General features: G+C 64.7%; 16 protein-coding genes. 9 read left to right on the plus strand and 7 right to left on the minus strand.

Going from position 1 to position 18,646, the window contains the following annotated elements; all coding sequences use genetic code 11:
- Positions 1–78 precede the first annotated feature (78 nt).
- Together FJ957_RS18745 and FJ957_RS18750 are read left to right on the plus strand one after the other, a co-directional pair.
- The gene (locus FJ957_RS18745; RefSeq protein WP_140833877.1) at positions 79–1,092 is read left to right on the plus strand and encodes a type II secretion system F family protein; all 1,014 of its coding nucleotides are present in this window, start codon (positions 79–81) and stop codon (positions 1,090–1,092) included.
- A 13-nt stretch (positions 1,093–1,105) separates the two neighbouring features.
- Positions 1,106–2,122 (plus strand): type II secretion system F family protein, encoded by a 1,017-nt coding sequence (locus tag FJ957_RS18750; protein WP_140645301.1) that lies wholly within the window; start codon positions 1,106–1,108, stop codon positions 2,120–2,122.
- An 84-nt stretch (positions 2,123–2,206) separates the two neighbouring features.
- On the opposite strand, the gene FJ957_RS18755 is transcribed toward FJ957_RS18750, so the two are convergent.
- Positions 2,207–3,034, minus strand: coding sequence for a tetratricopeptide repeat protein (locus FJ957_RS18755; RefSeq protein WP_140656286.1), 828 nt, complete (start codon positions 3,032–3,034; stop codon positions 2,207–2,209).
- Positions 3,035–3,158: 124 nt separating this feature from the next.
- Between FJ957_RS18755 and FJ957_RS18760 the strand changes: the two genes are divergently transcribed.
- The 5 genes from FJ957_RS18760 (at position 3,159) to pdeM (ending at position 9,311) form a co-directional block, all read left to right on the plus strand.
- Positions 3,159–4,526: a leucyl aminopeptidase family protein gene (locus FJ957_RS18760; RefSeq protein WP_140833879.1), complete on the plus strand. Its 1,368-nt coding sequence runs from the start codon at positions 3,159–3,161 to the stop codon at positions 4,524–4,526.
- Positions 4,527–4,583: 57 nt separating this feature from the next.
- Positions 4,584–4,934: a MarR family winged helix-turn-helix transcriptional regulator gene (locus FJ957_RS18765; protein ID WP_140833881.1), complete on the plus strand. Its 351-nt coding sequence runs from the start codon at positions 4,584–4,586 to the stop codon at positions 4,932–4,934.
- Between the two features lie 29 nt (positions 4,935–4,963).
- Positions 4,964–5,824, plus strand: a complete 861-nt coding sequence (locus tag FJ957_RS18770) for an NlpC/P60 family protein (protein ID WP_140833883.1) — start codon at positions 4,964–4,966, stop codon at positions 5,822–5,824.
- A gap of 221 nt (positions 5,825–6,045) precedes the next feature.
- Positions 6,046–8,577 (plus strand): ligase-associated DNA damage response DEXH box helicase, encoded by a 2,532-nt coding sequence (locus FJ957_RS18775; protein ID WP_140833885.1) that lies wholly within the window; start codon positions 6,046–6,048, stop codon positions 8,575–8,577.
- Positions 8,578–8,594: 17 nt separating this feature from the next.
- Positions 8,595–9,311, plus strand: a complete 717-nt coding sequence (pdeM, locus tag FJ957_RS18780) for a ligase-associated DNA damage response endonuclease PdeM (protein ID WP_140833886.1) — start codon at positions 8,595–8,597, stop codon at positions 9,309–9,311.
- Positions 9,312–9,368: 57 nt separating this feature from the next.
- On the opposite strand, the gene FJ957_RS18785 is transcribed toward pdeM, so the two are convergent.
- Genes FJ957_RS18785 through FJ957_RS18795 form a run of 3 tightly spaced genes read right to left on the minus strand, consistent with a single transcriptional unit; the run spans position 9,369 to position 13,972 of the window.
- Positions 9,369–10,304, minus strand: a complete 936-nt coding sequence (locus FJ957_RS18785; RefSeq protein ID WP_140833888.1) for a DmsC/YnfH family molybdoenzyme membrane anchor subunit — start codon at positions 10,302–10,304, stop codon at positions 9,369–9,371.
- A gap of 6 nt (positions 10,305–10,310) precedes the next feature.
- A complete protein-coding gene (locus FJ957_RS18790; protein WP_140833890.1) occupies positions 10,311–11,045 on the minus strand; it encodes a 4Fe-4S dicluster domain-containing protein in 735 nt (244 codons plus the stop codon).
- A complete protein-coding gene (locus FJ957_RS18795; RefSeq protein WP_140833891.1) occupies positions 11,042–13,972 on the minus strand; it encodes a molybdopterin oxidoreductase family protein in 2,931 nt (976 codons plus the stop codon). Before FJ957_RS18795 ends, FJ957_RS18790 begins: the two co-directional genes overlap by 4 nt.
- A 77-nt stretch (positions 13,973–14,049) precedes the next feature.
- On the opposite strand from FJ957_RS18795, the gene FJ957_RS31850 reads away from it, so the two are divergent.
- Positions 14,050–14,196, plus strand: a complete 147-nt coding sequence (locus FJ957_RS31850) for a hypothetical protein (RefSeq protein ID WP_181177398.1) — start codon at positions 14,050–14,052, stop codon at positions 14,194–14,196.
- A gap of 55 nt (positions 14,197–14,251) precedes the next feature.
- Positions 14,252–15,139, plus strand: coding sequence for a LysR family transcriptional regulator (locus FJ957_RS18800; RefSeq protein WP_140833893.1), 888 nt, complete (start codon positions 14,252–14,254; stop codon positions 15,137–15,139).
- 283 nt (positions 15,140–15,422) lie between these two features.
- Here the strand turns inward: FJ957_RS18800 and FJ957_RS18805 are convergent, their stop codons facing one another.
- The 3 genes from FJ957_RS18805 to FJ957_RS18815 form a co-directional block, all read right to left on the minus strand.
- Positions 15,423–16,679 carry an Hsp70 family protein gene (locus FJ957_RS18805; RefSeq protein WP_140833895.1) on the minus strand — a complete coding sequence of 419 codons (1,257 nt, stop codon included), beginning with the start codon at positions 16,677–16,679 and terminating at the stop codon, positions 15,423–15,425.
- Positions 16,680–16,874: 195 nt separating this feature from the next.
- Complete coding sequence (locus FJ957_RS18810) at positions 16,875–17,666, minus strand: TIGR02186 family protein (RefSeq protein ID WP_140833897.1); 792 nt, start codon at positions 17,664–17,666, stop codon at positions 16,875–16,877.
- A complete protein-coding gene (locus FJ957_RS18815; RefSeq protein WP_027169296.1) occupies positions 17,666–18,589 on the minus strand; it encodes a sulfite exporter TauE/SafE family protein in 924 nt (307 codons plus the stop codon). Before FJ957_RS18815 ends, FJ957_RS18810 begins: the two co-directional genes overlap by 1 nt.
- Between the last annotated feature and the right edge of the window lie 57 nt (positions 18,590–18,646).

The raw sequence follows: 18,646 nt of genomic DNA on the forward strand, positions 1-18,646 counted from the left end.
CGGAATTGCGTCTAAACAAAGAGATAGGTCGGTTCGCCGTTTCTTTGAAACGGCGAAATGCCCTGGGGATCCAGGTCGATGTTCGGAATTGACACCACCGTACTGGCTTTCATCGCGCTTGCCGGCTTCAGCGCCGGCGCGGTGGCCTATGCTTTTCTGTTCACGCGCATCGACAACGAGAAGCAGGCCGGCAAGCGGCTTCAGACCGTCAAGACAGCCGAAACCGACCGGTCGGTGGTGAAAGCGACGCGCGACCGCGCAGCGGAAGCGGTCAAGCGGCGAAAAAACGTCCAGGACTCGCTGAAGCAGCTCGACGAGAAACAGAAGACCAACGATCGCAACGTCAAGAAACCGCCGCTGAAGGCTCAGATCCGCCAAGCCGGCATGCAGGTTCCGATCGAGCGTTTCTATATCTATTCCGCTGTCTGCGGGATCATCCTGACGGCCGTTCTCTTTTTCCTCGGCGCGCCTCTATGGGCTCTGCCCGGTGCCCTGCTGGTGGGCGGCCTCGGCCTGCCGCGCTGGTTCGTGTCGTTTCGCCGCACACGTCGCGTCAAGGCCTTCCTGGAAGAATTTCCGAACGCACTCGACATCATCGTGCGCGCGGTCAAGTCCGGCCTGCCGCTCAACGATGCGATCCGCCTGATCGCCAACGAATCGCCCGAACCGGTCCGGTCCGAATTCCGCCGCATCGTCGATTCCCAGCAGATGGGCATGTCGGTGCCCGACGCCGCCATGCGCATGTCCGAGACCATGCCATGCAGCGAGGCCGGCTTCTTCGGCATCGTCATCCAGATCCAGTCGCAGGCCGGCGGCAATCTGTCCGAGGCGCTGGGCAATCTTTCGCGCGTCCTGCGCGACCGCAAGAAGATGAAGGCCAAGGTCCAGGCGCTGTCGATGGAAGCCAAGGCATCGGCCGTCATCATCGGCGCCTTGCCCTTCGTCGTCGCCTTCCTCGTCTATCTGTCGAGCCCGAACTACATCATGCCGCTGTTCACCACCAACGTCGGCAACCTGATCCTCGGCTGCTCGGGTGTGTGGATGTCGATCGGCATCCTGGTGATGCGCAAGATGATGAACTTCGAAGTCTAGGGGCGCGGATCCAGTGACAGAGCAGGTCGTCAAAACACTCACCGACCCTTCCTTCCTGATCGCGATGCTGGTCGGCATTGCCGTGTTCGCGACCGTCTTCACGCTCATGCCGGCGTTCGGCGGCACGTCGCTAAAGTCGCGCATGAAGAGCGTGGCGCTCGAACGCGACAAATTGCGCGCCGAGCAGCGTACGCGACTGGCCAACGAGGCCGACCGCCGCCGCAAGGGCCTGCGCGAGGAACAGTCCATCGGCATGCGCAACATCGTCGACCGCCTGGATCTGAGGCGCGCGCTTGCCGATGAAAGCACGATCCAGAAGCTGAAGGTCGCGGGCTTCCGCGGCCAGAACCCGCTGACGCGTTTTCTCTTCTTTCGCCTGGTCCTGCCATTCGTCGGTTTTGCCTTGGCGGCCATCTATCTGTTCGTGCTCGGCGGCCTGCCGCAGCAACCGGCTTTCATCAAGCTGTTCGTCTGTGTCGTTGTCGCCTATGGCGGCTTCTACACGCCGATCCTCTACGTCAACAACCGCGCGACCAAGCGCAAGCAGTCGATCCAGCTGGCCTGGCCGGACGCGCTCGACCTGATGCTGATCTGCGTGGAATCCGGCATGTCGGTGGAAGCGGCCTTGCGCAGGGTTGCCGACGAAATCGGCACGCAGTCGGTGGCGCTTGCCGAGGAATTCGTGCTCACCAATGCAGAGCTGTCCTATCTGCAGGATCGCAAGATCGCCTATGAAAACCTGGCAAGCCGCACCGGCCTGGAATCGGTGAAGTCGGTGTCGCAGGCCCTGGTCCAGGCCGAACGCTACGGCACGCCGGTGGCGCACGCGCTGCGCGTGCTCGCCTCGGAAAGCCGCGACATGCGCATGAACGCCGCCGAGAAGAAGGCCGCCGCACTTCCGCCAAAGCTCACCGTGCCGATGATCCTGTTCTTCCTGCCGGTTCTGTTCGCCATCATCCTGGGTCCGGCCGGCATCCAGGTCAGCCAGCGCGGCATCTTCGGCGACCAGCACAGCTCCTCCAGCCAGTAGGCGGGCCGTTCGCATCAATGAAAAAAGCCGCGCGGACCCCGCGCGGCTTTTTTTGTCGAAGCGGTCGGCGCTTGGCAGCGTCCGTCAGTTCGTGGCGACTTTCGCCTTGTCCTTGTCCTGATCCTTCAGCTGGCTCCAGGCATTCTGCTGGGCGAGCATCTGGCGCAGATAGGCGACGTTGGCCTGCGCCTGTTCGGGCGACAGTTCCTGCGAGGCGATCTTCTCGGCCTCGTCGAAGCGGCCCTGCAGTCCGACGACCAGCGCGAGGTTCTGCCGCACCCTGCTGTCGGCGCCGGGCTGCTGCGCGGCCGAGCGCATATAGGTTTCCGCCGTGCGCAGGTCGCCTTCGAGCACATAGGACATGCCGAGATTGGACAGCACCGAGGGCTCGTTCGGCTTCAGTTCCAGCGCCTTGCGATAGTCCTGCCGCGCTTCATCCTTCTGTCCCATCTGGTCAAGGATGGCGGCTTCCGCCGAGACCAGCTTCCAGTCCGGATATTCGGGCGTCTGCGCGCGCCGCACGGCATCGAGGGCCGGCTCGAACTGGCCGTTGGCGGCAAGCGCCTTGCCATAGGCCGCAAGCACCTCGCGATCCTTGGGATAGGCGATCGCCAGCTTGCGCATCACCGCCAGCGACTGGTCGGCGTCGCCGTCCATCTGCAGCGCCGCCGCGAAGTTCATCGCGATGCGCTTGTCGTTCGGACTGCGGGCGTAGGATTGGCCGAGCCTGGACGTGGCGGTACGCAATTCGCTGGACGACATCGTTTCCAGCGGCCTGCTGTCGGACCGGGAGATGGAACCCGTGGTGAACTTGCTGGTGCTGCCGCAACCGGCCACGCTGGCCGCCAGCGCCGCCATGAAAGCCGTGGTGATCAGACGCTTGGCTGTAAGGTTCAACGCTTTGGTAGGCATCGGCGCCCGGTCTCCATTCCTGTGCGGCCATTGGCTGGCCGTCTTCCCTCCCGCAGAAATATTCTGTTAACCCTAACGGACCGTTAAGAAGCGCCGACTCAGCAGTTCGGCCGGAGATCATTGCATGCCTGTCGAACTCGTCGAGCAGAAGCCGGAAGCCGCCTTGCCTGTCTATCTGGTGGCAAAGGACGCCCTTGAAGCCTCGGCGTTGCCGCCGCCCGCTATCGCGTGGGCGAAGGCCAACGGTTTTTCCGGCGAGGCAGGGCGCACGCTGGCCCTGCCGGGCGAGGGCGGCGGCCTTGCCGGCGCGCTGTTCGGTATCGGCGACGGCGACAGCGCCCTTGCCCTCGGCGCGCTCGCAAGGGCGCTGCCGGAAGGCGACTGGCATTTCGCGTCGGACCCGGCGCAGCCTGAACTCGCGGCGCTCGCGCTTGTCCTGGGCGGCTATGTCTTTACACGCTACGGCAAGAAGCCCGGCAAGGCTCTGCGCTTCGCGCTTCCCGAGGGCGTCGACGCCGCGCATGTCCGCCGCGTCGCCGACAGCGTGTTCCTGGCGCGCGACCTCGTCAACACGCCGACCAGCGACCTCGGTCCGGTCGAGCTGGAAGAAGCCGCCCGAAAGCTGGCGGGCGCCCATGGCGCCGATATCGCGGTGATCCATGGCGACGATCTCCTGGCGCGGAACTTCCCGATGATCCACGCCGTGGGCCGGGCCTCGACCGGCGCGCCGCGGCTGATCGACATGAGCTGGGGGCCGGGCGACGCGCCGAAGGTGACGCTGGTCGGCAAGGGCGTCTGCTTCGATACCGGCGGCCTCGACATCAAGCCGTCGTCGGGCATGCTTCTGATGAAGAAGGACATGGGCGGCGCCGCCAACGTGCTGGGCCTCGCCTCCATGATCATGGCGGCGAAACTCAATGTCCGGCTGCGCGTGCTGATCCCCGCCGTCGAGAATTCGATCGCCGGCAATGCCTTCCGGCCCGGCGACGTGTTGCGCAGCCGCAAGGGCATCACGGTCGAGATCGGCAACACGGACGCCGAAGGCAGGCTGATCCTGGCCGACGCGCTGGCGCTGGCCGATGAGGAGGAGCCCGCGTTGCTGATCGACATGGCGACGCTGACCGGTGCCGCCCGCGTCGCTCTGGGGCCTGATTTGCCGCCTTTCTACACCGTTGACGAGACGCTTGCCGCCGATCTGGCCCAGGCATCGGTCGCGGTCGAGGATCCGCTGTGGCGCATGCCTTTGTGGCGCCCCTACGATGCAAAGCTTTCCTCGAGGATCGCCGACATCAACAATGTGACGACGGACGGTTTTGCCGGATCGATCACCGCGGCCCTTTTCCTCAAGCGCTTCGTCGAGAAGACCCACAGTTGGGCGCATTTCGACATCTTCGCCTGGAACCCGGCCGACCGCCCCTACGGCCTGACCGGCGGCGAGGCGCAAGGGATTCGCGCGCTGGAGCGGGTCATCGCCGGGCGTTTTGGAGCGTAAGCGGCAAAACGCCGTCACTGAAACGGAACCGAAACAATTTGCCGGCATGCTTGGGCGATGTCGATCTCGATGCGCCCGAGCCAGGCCTTGCGACTGTGGCAGCAGGTGATGCTGGTCCAGGTGCGCGACGGCGTGCCGGATCTCACCATGCGCCAGACGGCGATCCTGTTCACCATCTACCTCGATCCGCCGCCCCATACGGTGCGCGGGCTGGCCGCCAAGCTCCACGTCACCAAGCCGGTCATCACCCGCGCCCTGGATACGATGGGAGCGCTGAAGCTGGTCTCGCGCCATCGCGATGAACTCGACAAGCGCAACGTGCTGATCCGGCGCACGGTGGAAGGCGCGCTCTTTGTAGAGCGCTTCGGCGATGGTATCGTCGCCAGGGCGCACGAACTGCCCATCTGACCTCACTGCCGACCACTGGATTTATCGATTTGACCGCCAGGGATGCCCGCCTTCATGTCTTCCGCTCCGACCTTGCCGATGCGAGGCTGAAGGGCGAGGTCGCCGCCGACCGCTTCGTCACCGGCCGCCCGGCGCGGGTCACGGTGCCGGTCGCCGATCTGCGCAAGGCGCCGCGCCCCGATGCCGGCGTGAACACACAGGCGCTGTTCGGCGACGACGTGCTGGTGTTCGAGGATGCCGAAGGCTGGGCTTGGGTGCAGGCCGAACGCGACGGCTATGTCGGCTATGTGGCCGATAATCTTCTTGGCGCGCGTGAACATGCGCCGACGCACGTCGTCTCCGTGCCGCGCACTTTCCTCTATCCGGGACCGGATCTGCGCTTTCCGATCAGCGGACAGCTGTCGATGAGTTCGACCGTGACAGTGACCGGCTCGGCCGAAACGCGCGGCACGCACTATGCGCTGCTGCCATCAGGCCAGGCGATCATCGCCGGCCATCTGCGGCCGATCGCCGAGCGGGCCGAGGACTACGTCACCGTCGCAGAAACCTTCCTGGGGACCCCTTATCTTTGGGGTGGCGTCTCCGGCTTCGGCATCGACTGTTCCGGGCTTGTGCAGTTGGCAATGCGCATGACCGGCGAGAATGTGCTGCGCGATTCCGACATGCAGGCGGCGAGCATCGGCACGCCGTTCGAGCCGGGTCCGGACTTTGCCGGACTTCAACGCGGCGACCTCGTCTTCTGGAAAGGCCACGTCGCGATCATGACCGACGAAAAGGACATGATCCACGCCAACGGCCACACCATGCTGGTCTCGCGCGAGGGGCTGAAAGCGGCGGTCGATCGCATCGGCTACCTCTATGGCGGCCCGACGGGGTTTCGCAGGCCCTGATCTTTTCTTCTCCCGTTCACGGGGAGAAGGAGCCCGAAGGGCGGATGAGGGGCAGCGCGAACCTGCGATTTGCTCGCGCTGACCAAGCCGACCTCTGAACGTTGGTGCAGCCCCTCACCTGCCTGCCGGCATCCTCTCCCCGTAAACGGGACGAGGAACCATGATCCCCTTTTGTTCCGATTTTCCTTGGCGATTGCGCGCCGCCGCGCTACCTCTTGCGCGTGACCGAGCAGCCGCGCCTTGCCGAGCAGAATGCCGCTGTCCTGCTGCCTGAGCCATTCGTCAGATGGTTCGGCGAAAAGGGCTGGTCGCCGCGCGCCCATCAGCTCGAGTTGCTGGCGAAGGCTCAAAGCGGCCAATCGGTGCTGTTGATCGCGCCGACCGGCGCCGGCAAGACGCTGGCCGGCTTCCTGCCTTCGCTGACCGAGCTCGCCAACCGTCCCAAGCGAAAGCCGGGCCAGGCGCATCGCGGCATCCACACGCTCTACATCTCGCCGCTCAAGGCTTTGGCCGTCGACATCGAGCGCAATCTCGGCAAGCCGGTCGAGGAGATCGGACTGCCCGTCACCATCGAAACGCGCACCGGCGACACGCCTTCGCACAAGCGCCAGCGACAGAAACTCGCGCCGCCCGACATCCTGCTCACCACGCCCGAGCAACTCGCCTTGCTGATCGCTTCAAACGACGCAAGGCGCTTCTTCGAGGATTTGCGCTATGTCGTGCTCGACGAACTGCACTCGCTGGTCACCTCCAAGCGCGGCCATCTGCTGGCACTTGGCCTGGCGCGGTTGCGCGCCTTTGTCCCCGGGTTGCAGACCATAGGCCTGTCGGCCACCGTGGCCGAGCCGGACGAGTTGCGGCGTTGGCTGGTCAGTCAGGCTTCTCCCGGCGCCATGTCCGAGCTCATCGTCGTCACGGGCGGCGCCAAGCCTGAGATATCAATCCTCGACTCGGAAGAGCGGGTGCCCTGGGCCGGGCACTCCGCCCGCTACGCTACGCCTGAGATCTACCGCGAGATCAAGCGGCACAAGACCACGCTGCTCTTCGTCAACACGCGCAGCCAGGCTGAACTGCTGTTCCAGGAGCTATGGCGGGTCAATGAAGATACGCTGCCGATCGCGCTCCATCACGGGTCACTGGATGTCGCGCAGCGCCGCCGCGTCGAGAAGGCCATGGGCGAAAATGCGTTGCGCGCCATCGTCGCTACGTCCACCTTGGACCTCGGCATCGACTGGGGCGATGTCGATCTGGTTGTGCATGTCGGTGCGCCGAAAGGCGCCAGCCGCCTGGCGCAGCGCATCGGCCGTGCCAACCACCGTATGGACGAGCCGTCGAAGGCGATCCTTATTCCTGCCAACCGCTTCGAGGTGCTGGAATGCCGCGCGGCGCTCGACGCCAATTATCTCGGCGCGCAGGACACGCCGCCGCTGGTCAATGGCGGGCTCGATGTGCTGGCCCAGCATGTGCTGGGCTGCGCCTGCGGGGCGCCGTTCCATGCCGATACGCTGTTCGAGGAAGTGAGGACGGCCGCACCATACGCCAGCCTGGACAGGCCGACATTCGACCGGGTCATCGACTTCGTCGCCACCGGCGGCTACGCGCTGAGAAATTACGAGCGCTATGCCCGCATCCGGCAGACGAAGGAAGGCCTGTGGCGGGTTTCAAATCCGGGTGTCGCCCAGCAATACAGGCTGAATGTCGGCACCATCATCGAAGTGCCGGCGCTCAACGTTCGCTACGTCCAGGCCGGCAGCAGGGGAGCGGCCTCGCGCGGCGGCAGGGTGTTGGGAAAGATCGAGGAAGCGTTTCTGGAGACCTTGACCCACGGTGACACCTTCATGTTCGCCGGCAAGATCTTGCGCTTCGAAGGCATCCGCGAGAACGAGTGCTTCGTCTCGAACGCGCCCGGCAGCGATGCGAAAGTTCCCTATTACGGCGGCGGCAAATTCCCGCTTTCGACTTACCTGGCCGAGCAGGTGCGGGCCATGCTCGACGACCCGCAACGCTGGAAGAAGCTGCCCGAGCAGGTTGCGGATTGGCTGCGGTTCCAGGCGGACAAGTCGGTGCTGCCGAAACGCGACGATCTGTTGATCGAGACTTTTCCACGCGGTAACCGATATTACCTCGTCGCCTATCCGTTCGAAGGCAGGCTTGCGCATCAGACGCTCGGCATGCTGCTCACGCGACGGCTCGATCGTGTGGGAGCCAAGCCGGTCGGCTTCGTCGCCACCGATTATGCGCTGGCCATCTGGTCGCTGGCCGACATGGGCTGGATGTTCGAGAACAGGAAACCGTCGCTGGCCACGCTGTTCGATCAGGACATGCTTGGGGATGACCTCGAAGCCTGGTTCGCCGACAGCTGGCTGCTGAAGCGCACCTTCCGGAACTGCGCGCTGATTTCCGGCCTGATCGAAAAGCGCCACCCAGGCAAGGAAAAAAGCGGTCGCCAGGTCACTGTGTCGACAGACCTGATCTATGACGTGCTGCGCAGCCATGAACCTGACCATATTCTGCTGCAGGCCACCCGTACCGATGCCGCGACCGGGTTGCTCGATGTCAGCAGACTTGCCGAGATGCTCTCGCGCATCCGCGGTCGAATCATGCATAAGAATCTCGAGCAGATATCGCCGTTGGCCGTGCCGATCATGCTTGAAATCGGCAAGATGCCGGTGAATGGCGAGGCGGACGAAACACTGCTAATGGATGCCGCCACCCTCGTTGAAGAGGCCATGGGGCCGGAAATGGCGGACTGAAAGAAGGCCTGGAGGGGATGAATTTTTCGCTGTCGCGCGCAACGCTGGTCGGCGAGGCCGACCTTGTCGGCATCGCCGGTGAGCGCGCGGTCTGCGACCGGCGCGGCGTGCTCTATTTCCCCGATCTGCGGCTGCTCGCCGTCTCTGACCTGCATCTCGAAAAAGGCTCGTCCTTTGCCAGGCGCGGCGCGCTGATCCCGCCTTACGACACGGGCGCCACCTTGCTGCGGTTGCAGGCGGTCATCGCCGACTACCAGCCTCGAATCGTCCTCAGCCTGGGCGATTCCTTCCACGACGGCGGCGGTGCCGGGCGCATGCACCAGAGCTTCCGCGAGCGCCTGGAAGCAATGATGGCCGGTCGCGACTGGTTCTGGGTCGCCGGCAACCACGATCCGGATGCTCCCGCCGACCTGCCGGGCGAGACCGTCAAGGAACTCGCCATCGGCTCGCTGCTCTTCCGTCACGAGCCGTCGAAGACGTGGGTTGAGGGCGAAATCGCCGGCCATCTCCACCCTTGCGCGCGCATCGTCCAGCGCGGCCGCTCCGTCAGGCGGCGCTGCTTCGCCGGCGACGGCGGCCGCATGATCATGCCGGCCTTCGGCGCCTATACCGGCTCGCTCAACGTGCTCGACCGCGCCTATTCCGGCCTGTTCCGCCTGGAAACATTAGTTGCCTATATGCTCGGCGCCGAGCGCATCTTCGCCATTTCCGGCTCGATGCTGCGGCCGGGCTGACGCATGCCGCCCAAAAGTGCGCAGCGGTTTTGGGACGACATGCGCAAAAGAGATCGACTACCTGCCGTAATAGAGCATGACCGTGTGCTTCGCCTCGGCGAAGAACAGCCAGCGCTCGACCAGCATGCCTGCTAACTGGCAAATAGCTGCAAGCACCGAGGCAACCGCCGCGAACGGCCAAGGCAGGGCGAAGGCGATAGCCAGCAGCATCGCTGGCACGGCAAATGCCAAGCCTTGCGCGATCCGCCGCAGCTTGGCGCTGTGCTTGCGGGCGATGCGGAAGCCCATTTCCTTCAGCAGATAGTTTTCTTCGGTGTGCGGCCATTCGATCGACTGCACTGTGCCGCCGGCGAGGCCAGTCGCGGTGTTGGCCGTGGTCGGGATCTCCAACCGGTCATTGTAGCGCCAGGTCGCAAGCTTCCAGGCCCAGCCGGCGAGCGTGGCAAGCAGAGCCGCGATCAGCACCGCCGTTGAACCCAGCTTGAACCCCTGGAGTAAAGCGTTGGCGAGAACACTTCCGGTCATCGCCGCGAGAATGAGATAAGCCGGCAAAGTATATTGGCTGTGCCATTGGGCGATCGGCTTCAGCGAGGCGTAGATCATGCCCGTCGTGCAGACTGTCGTCACCGCGCCGCCCGCCGCCAGCAGGCCGGCGACGGCCACCCAGCTGCCGTTGCGGCCGAGAAACACCCAGCCGATGCCGAACATACAAGCCGGAATGAAGGTAGTGACCGACGCCACGCCTTCGCGCGACAGCCAGGAGCTGCGCCACTGAGAAAAAGCACGCCAAGCCCGCTCGGGTCGGCCGAGATGGCCGGTCGACGACAGCAATCCGGCCGCGATCAGGCCAAGCGCCAACCCCATGCCGACAAAGCCCAGCCAGAAATCGGCTGGGATGAACCCAAATCCGCCAAGCGGGCCGAGCAGCGCCAGCAGGCCGTAACCGGCGCCGGTAGCGGTGGTGAAGAACACGACGGAAAAGGCGGGATGCATGATCGGTCAGTTCGAAAGCATGCGGTCGATCCAGCCGAGAAAGCCGCCCTCGGCCTTGATCGGCTCCAGTGCCGGTGCGTCCACCTTCGCCGCCCGCTCGCTGCGGGCACGCGGCGGCAGATATCTGTTGGTCGGCTTGTAGCCAAGCTCCGGCATCAGCGCGACGCCGCCACGTTCCTCGACAAGCTGCGAGATCGCCGAAGCCGGATCGCCGAGATCGCCGAAATGCCGGGCGCTGGTCGGGCAAGCGGCAACGCAGGCGGGCACGCGATCCTCCTCGGCCAGATTGTCATTGTAGATGCGGTCGACGCAGAGCGTGCATTTCTTCATGACGCCGACGTCGGTGTCGAACTCGCGCGCGCCATAGGGGCAGGCCCAGCTGCACAATTTGCAGCCGATGCATTTATCCTCGTCGACCAGCACGATGCCGTCCGAGGCGCGCTTGTAGGAGGCGCCGGTCGGGCACACGGTGACGCAGGCCGGCTGCTCGCAATGCAGGCAGGAACGCGGAAAGTTCACCGTGCGGCCGCCCATTTCGGTCGTGTGCTCGTAAGCGTGCACGCGGTTGAACCAGACGCCGTCGACCTGCCCGCCATAGGGATCGATGTCGGTCAGCGGCGCCATGTGGCCGCCGGTGTTCCACTCCTTGCAGGCGGTGACGCAGGCCTGGCAGCCCACGCAGGTGTCGAGGTCGATGACGAGGCCGAGTTTCTTGTCGGTCCGGGCGGGAAGGCAGGTCATTCGGCGGCTTCCCTGTTCATGCGAAATGCGGCGCCGAAGCGAAGCACTTCGGGCGAACGTTCGAAATGCGGCGGCTGGCGGAAACGTTCGAATTGCGGCTCGGTAAAGCCGGCTTCCTGCGGCGCGCATTTGACGATGCGCACGCGCACGTCGAACCACGCCGCCTGGCCGGTCACCGGGTCCGAATTGGAATAGCGCTTACCGTTGGCATCGGCCGCGGTCTGGTCGCCGATGATGTGGTTGAGCAGGAAGCCGCGATTGCTCTCCGCCGCATCGTCCTTCAGTCCCCAGCTGCCGCGCCGCTTGCCGACCGCGTTCCAGGTCCACACCGTGTCCGGATTCACGCCCTCGATCAGCTTGATCTGGCCTTTCACCCGGCCGTTGATGCTCTCGATCCATACCCAGTCATCGTCGGCAAGGCCGAGACCGGCGGCCGTCTGGTGATGGACGAACAGCCAGTTCTGGCTGGTGATCTGCCGCAGCCACGCATTCTGCGAGCCCCAGGAATGGTACATATGCATCGGCCGCTGCGTCAGCGCATGCAGCGGATATTTTTCGAGGTCGACGGCGTCGTCCTCGAAGGGCGCGTACCAGAATGGCAGCGGGTCCATATAGGCTTCGATGCGGCCGCGCTCGGCGTCGGGTGGCTGCACCTTGCCATGGCCGCGCGCGGCAAGCCTGAACCGCTGCATCGGCTCCGAGTAGAGCTGGAAGACAATAGGCTCGGCCTTGGGGATGAAACCCATCTCGACGGCGAAGTCGAGATAGGCGCGGTTGCCCATTTTGTAATAGCGCTGGTCGTCGGAGAAATCGTGATGCCAGAAGCCGCCATTGTCGATGTAGCGCTGCAGCTGGTCGGGGTTGACGTCGCCCCTGCCGATCGAGCCGCCATTCTTGCCGCGCCAGCCGGCTAAAGGGCCGATGCCGGGCGTGCGCTGATGGTTGACGATGTAGTCGGCATAACAGCTGTATTTGGCCGAACCGTGCTCGTCGACGAAGCCTGGCAAGCCAAGCCGCGCGCCGAGCTCGATCAGCACCGACTGGAACGGCCGCACGTCGCGGTCCGGCTGCACCACTGGATGGCGGATGGCGTCGGCGGCCCCGTCGGCATGGCTGATCGGCCGGTCGAGCAGGCTGATGCAGTCGTGCCGCTCGAGATAGGTGGTGTCGGGCAGCACCAGGTCGGCGAAGGGCACGGTCTCGGAATAATAGGCGTCGGAATAGATGATGAAGGGGATCTTGTAGGCGCCGGCCTCGTCCTTGTCGGTCAGCATGGCAATCGTCTCGACCGTGTTCATCGACGAGTTCCACGCCATGTTCGACATATACATCAACAGTGTGTCGATCGGATAAGGGTCGCCGGCCCAGGCGTTGCGGATGACCGAGTGCATCAGCCCATGCGCGGCCAGGGGAGCTTCCCAGGAATAGGCCTTGTCGATGCGGGTGGGCTGGCCGGCGTCGTCGACGAGAAGATCGTCCGGTCCGCAGACGAAGCCGAGCGGCATGCCGTCGAGCGGCGTCATCGGCCGAACGTTTTTTCCGCATGGCTTCGGCCCCGGCGGCGCCGGGCGCGGATAAGGCGGCTTGAAGCGGAAGCCGCCGGGGACATCGACGGTGCCGAGCAGCACCTGCAGCAGATGGATGGCGCGGCAGGTATGAAAACCGTTGGAATGGGCCGAGATGCCGCGCATGGCATGCATCGAGACAGGCCGTCCCTTGATCGTCTCGTGCCGCCAGCCCGCCCAGTCGGTCCAGGCTATCGGCAGTTCGATCGTCTGCTCGAAGGCGACATGCGCCAGCTCCGCCGCGATGCGCCGGATCGTTTCCGCGCTGACGCCGCAGCGCTCCGCCACGGCGTCCGGCGAATACGTCTCGTCGAGATAGCGTTCGGCGATGAGCTGGAAGACAGGCACGCAGCGCTGTCCGCCGACCTCATGGCAGCCGGTCAGCGCCGGCTTTGCTTCGGGGGCGGCCGCATTGACCGGTTGCTTGGCCGCCCTGTCCCAGGCAAGCGGGTGGCCGTCCAGGTCGCGAACGAACAGCCCGTCATCGGCGGCCCCCGGCTCCTGCACGACCAGCACCGACGCGTTGGTGTAGCGCAGCAGATAGTCGAGATCGACGCGGCCGGCCTTGAGCAATTCATGGACCAGCGCCAACACGAACAGGCCATCCGCGCCCGGTCGGATACCGATCCAGTCGTCGGCGATGGCGTTGTAGCCGGTGCGGCAGGGGTTGATCGAAACCACCTTGGCGCCGCGCGCCTTGAGTTTGCCGAGGCCGATCTTGATCGGGTTGGAATCATGGTCCTCGGCGACGCCGAACAGCATGAAGTATTTCGTGTTGTCCCAGTCGGGCTCGCCGAATTCCCAGAACGAGCCGCCGATCGTGTAGAGCCCGCCGGCCGCCATGTTGACGGAGCAGAAGCCGCCATGCGCGGCGAAATTGGGCGTGCCGAATTTCGAGGCCCACCAGCCGGTCAGCGATTGCGACTGGTCGCGTCCGGTGAAGAAGGCGAGTTTTTTCGGGTCGGTGCGCCGGATCGACGACAGCCTTTCGGTGGCGATCGTCAGCGCTTCGTCCCACTCGATCTCGCGGAACTCGCCCGAGCCGCGCGGCCCGGTCCTCAGCAGCGGCTTCTTCAGCCGCGCCGGGCTATAATGCTGCATGATGCCGGCGCTGCCTTTGCCGCAGATCACGCCGCGGTTCACCGGATGGTCCTTGTTGCCGTTGATGTAGCGGACCTTGCCGTCCTTGATGTGGACGTCGATACCGCAGCGGCAGGCGCACATGTAGCAGGTGGTCTTGGCGGTGCGGTCGGAGACGCTTGGCGAGGTCTCGACGCCGTCGCCCTCGTCCGGCGCCCGGCTGTCGGCCAGCGGCCGCTGCGAGGGGGCGGAATTGGCGCCGCGCGGCGCGGCTTTGCTCATGACCCGCGAACGCTCTTGCCGTTCGCCGTCTTGGCCTTCGTCTTGGGTCCCGGACCGCGCATGTAATGAAGCTCGGGATGATAACGCTCACCGGCGAGCTGCCGCTTCAGCCGGCGACTCCAATGCGCGAACAGGGATTTGAAGCGCGCTACCATTTTCCACTCTTGGTCTCTGGCGACCAATTTTTTCCAACTTCGGGCAAAAACTTAGAACAAAGCCATTGATGCGTCTAACAAGCAGCTCTTGTAATTCCGATCGATTTTGCTTCTTAGTTGCACCATGACTCTCGACCAGTTGCGCATCTTCGTCGCCGTCGCCGAGCACGGCCACATGACCAAGGCCGCTGAACGGCTCGGCATCTCGCAGTCGGCGGCGTCGGCCGCCATCCGCGCGCTCGAAAGCCAGCATGGCGTGCGCCTGTTCAACCGGGTCGGCCGCAACATCGAACTGGCCCAGACCGGCCATCGCTTCCTGCCGGAGGCGAAGGCGGTCCTGGATCGCGCCGCCGCTGCCCGCGGCGTTCTGGCGGATGTTTCGCAGACCGTCGCCGGCAGCCTGTCGATCGCGGCGAGCCAGACCATTGCCAGCTATTGGCTGCCGCGTCGCCTGGCTGCCTTCCACGAAGCCTATCCGGCCGTGAAGCTGAGCGTGACGATCGGCAACACCAGGCAGGTCGAGACCAATGTGCTGGACGGCCGCGCCGATTTCGGCCTGGTCGAGGGCCGCACCGAGTCCGACATCCTGCGCCGCGCCACAGTCGATGAGGACCGCCCGATGTTGGTTGTGGCGCGCTCGCATCCCGAGATTGCGATGACGCGGGCGGGGGACCTCGACATCAGGGCGTTGCGCTGGATCATCCGCGAAGGCGGGTCGGGCACGCGCGAATCGCTGGAGGATTTCGCGCTCAGTCGGGGGGTTCCGCCGGCGGAATTGCAGATATTCCTCGTCCTGCCCAGCAACGAGGCCGTGCGTCAGGCCGTGGAGGCCGGCGCGGGAGCCACGATCATCTCGGAGCTCGTCGTCGCGCGCTCCCTGGCGGAGGGCAGCCTCAGGGCCGTGCCGGTCGAATTGCCGAAGCGCGACTTCGCCATGATCACGCATCGCGACCGCCAGGCGAGCCTCGCCCAGATGGCGCTGAAGGCGCATCTGGGTGGAAGGGTCAGCTGAGCCCAGGCACCCGGACCATGTTCTTGGGATGCTGATCATCGCGAACGTTCGCGATTGTCCGAGGCCTCCGAACGTCGTCATCCACGGGCGGAGCGACGCGAAGCGGACCGTAGACCCGAGGATCCATTCCGTAACCTTCGACGTGGGGTGCACCGGAGCAGAATTCTGCATCGCAGCGGCGCTTATACGTCACGGAATGATCCTCGGGTCTGCGCGCGTCGCTTCGCTCCTTGCTCCGCCCGTGGATGACGAAGCGACCGGCGTCTTAGTCAACCTCCAGCCCTCACGCGTATTTCCGCTGCGCATCGAGCGCCAGCCCAAGGCCGACCGAGCCGAACATGTCGCCTTCGATGACGGCGGCCTGCGGCACCAGGGAAAGAATCTGCCGCTTCGCCAGCGGGATGGCGGTCGAGCCGCCGGTGAGGAATACGGCCGTGATAGCCGAGGCATCAACGCCGGCATCGGCGATCGTCTGTTTGACCGTCGCGGCCACGCGTTCGATATCGCTCGCAATGGTCTCTTCGAGGCCTGCGCGCGTGATCTCGGCCGCGAAGCGCGCGCCGGGCAGCGACACCTTCACTTCGGCGGAAGACTGGTCAGTCAGCAGTATCTTCGCCCTTTCGACCAGGCCCGCCATCGCATGGCCGTAGCGATGCTCGACGACGTGGATGAAGCGGTCGACAAGGTCGGCCCGCTCGGCCTCGTAGCGGATCTGCCGCAGGTCGTTCATCGCCCTGGTTGTGTAGACGAGGTTGATGCGCTGCCATGTCGCCAGGTCGATGAAATAGGCGGCCGGCAGGTTGCGCTTGTGGTCCTTGGTCCGTGTCAGATAGCCGAGCTCGGGCATGACATGGGCGATGCTGAGCAGCCGGTCGAAATCGGTGCCGCCGATATGGACGCCGCGATTGGCCAGGATATCGGCCATTCGGTCGGTCGAGCGCGCGCGCTCCGGCGAGACCCGCACGATCGAAAAGTCGGATGTGCCGCCGCCCATGTCGACGATCAGCGCCAGCTCCTCGCGCGCGACCTTCTGCTCGTAATCGAGCGCCGCCGCGATCGGCTCGAACTGGAAGGCGATGTGCTTGAAGCCCTGCGCGCGCGCCGCCTTTTCAAGCTCGCCTTGCGCCTTCGCATCGGCGGCCGTGTCGTCGTCGACGAACTGCACGGGCCTGCCGAGCACGACGCTTTCGACCGGACCGCCCGCGTCCTCTTCCAGTCGCTTCTTGAGATGGTCGATAAACAGGCCGACGATGTCGATGAAGCCGATCTGGCGCGCCTTGATGCGCGTTTTCTCGCTGGCGAGCGAACTGCCGAGCACGCTCTTCAGCGAGCGCATCAGACGCCCCTCGATGCTGTCGGTGTAGTCGCTGATCGCACGGCGGCCGAAATAGGTGTAGCCGTCCTCGAAGTTGAAGAACACGGCGCTTGGCAAGGTCGGTTGCTCGCCTTCCAGCGCCACCAGTCGCGCCCGGCCGTCGCGGATCACGCCAACAGTGGAATTGGACGTGCCGAAATCGATGCCGCCGAATGCCGATCGCATCGCAGCCTCCTGTCGTTGCCTGGGCAGGGTTGTCGACGACGCGAAGCGCACGTCGTCCGGAAAGCCGGCCCGCTCTGCCGAAAATCGAGATGTGTGTGCTTGTCCCTAGGGCTGGGAGGCGGCGATGTATCGCAAAACCGGGAAAAGGGAAACCCTCTTTTCAAGGGAAAATGGGTTCCATTTTTCCCGCGGGTATCAATCCTTGCGGAAGATGAGGCGGCCCAGCCAGCCGGTCACCATGGCGAGCGATATCGCGAACACTCCGTAGAGGAAGGAATAGTCGTGCGCGACGCGGAAGATCGATTGCTCGAAACCGGACTTGCGGATTTCGAGCTGGGCCGAGCTTTCCTTGATGAACATGCCGCTCTTGAATAGGAACGCGCGGGCTTTGTGGGTCCCAACGGGTACGTTGGGCGCCAGCCGCACGGTGGCGCGAAACAGGTTCTGCGACAGGAACTGCACGCCGCCCACATTCTCGCTGTAGAGGCCTGTCGCCGCCTTGCGGTCGCGGAGCGCGGCCGTGAATTCCTCGATGGTTGCCGGGCTGTCGGTCTCGTCGGCGGGCTTCATGTAGAGGTTCTGCGCGCCGAGCGAGAGCTGCTTGTATTTGGCAGGCTCGGCGATATCTTGCAGCGGCCGCGTCGTCGCGACGGAATAGGAGACCGGCACGTTCTCGAACGTCTCCGAGTCCAGGTTGATCCAGACGCCGAGCACCCGGTCCTTGCGCCGGACGACAACAGGGCGTGGCGGGCCTTCGAGCACGACGATCACGTCATAGCGCCCCTGGCGCGCGACCAGCGGATCGGGATTTTCCAGCGATCCGAAGATGGTCAGGTCGGCGCCGGAGAAACCTGCCGTGATCGAAACGGCGTCGGTCGACAGGCCGATCTGGATGCTTTCGGCAGGCGGCGTTTGCGCGGTTGCCGGGGAAAGGGCAAAGAGCATCGACAACGAGGCGGCGGCTGCGAATGCTCTCAGTCCCGCCATCAGTTCAGGCCCGCGGCGGAAAGCGAATAAAGATTCGGCGGCGTCACGAAGAGATCGACGGCAAGGCGGATGGCGACGGCCAGCACCAGCATCGCCAGCAGCGCCCGCAACTGTTCGCCGCGCAGCCTCTGGCCGGCCTTGGCGCCGTATTGCGCGCCGGCGACGCCGCCGGCCATCAGCAGGAAGGCCAGGATCACGTCGACCGTCTGGTTGGTCGTGGCGTGCACCAGCGTCGTATAGGCCGAGGTGAAGATGATCTGGAACAGCGAGGTGCCGATGACGACATTGGTCGGCACTTTGAGCAGGTAGATCAGCGCCGGCACCATGATGAAGCCGCCGCCGACGCCCATGATCGACGACAGGAAGCCGATCCCGGCGCCGAGCCCGAGCACCGGGATGACGCTGACGAACAGCTTCGATGCGCGGAAGCGCATCTTGAACGGCAGCCGGTGGATCCAGTTGTGCTGTCCGGATTTCTTGAGCACCGGCGCCGCGCCGCTGCGGCTGGCGCGCAGCGCATTGACGCTTTCGACCAGCATCAGGCCGCCGACCGTGCCGAGCAGCACGACGTAAAGCAGCGAGATGAACAGGTCCAACTGGCCAAGCCGGCGCAACAGCGCAAAGACGAAGATGCCGGCCGTCGAGCCGACGATGCCGCCGGCCAAAAGCACGCCGCCCAGCTTGAAATCGAGCGTGCCGCGCTTGAAATGCGAAAGCGCGCCGGAGAAGGAGGAGGCGATGACCTGGTTTGCGCCGGTGGCGACGGCGATCGCCGGCGGGATGTTGTAGAAGATCAGGAGCGGGGTGATCAGGAAGCCGCCGCCGACCCCGAACATGCCCGACAGGAAGCCCACCGCCGCGCCCATCGCCAGCAGCACGAAGACGTTGACGGAAATTTCCGCGATCGGGAGATAGATGCCCACCCGTCTGTCTCGATCATTTTGTCTGTCGGCGCATAGTGCCGTCCCCGGACAATAAAG

It is taken from the genome of Mesorhizobium sp. B2-4-6 (genome assembly GCF_006442775.1).
Lineage (GTDB): Bacteria > Pseudomonadota > Alphaproteobacteria > Rhizobiales > Rhizobiaceae > Mesorhizobium.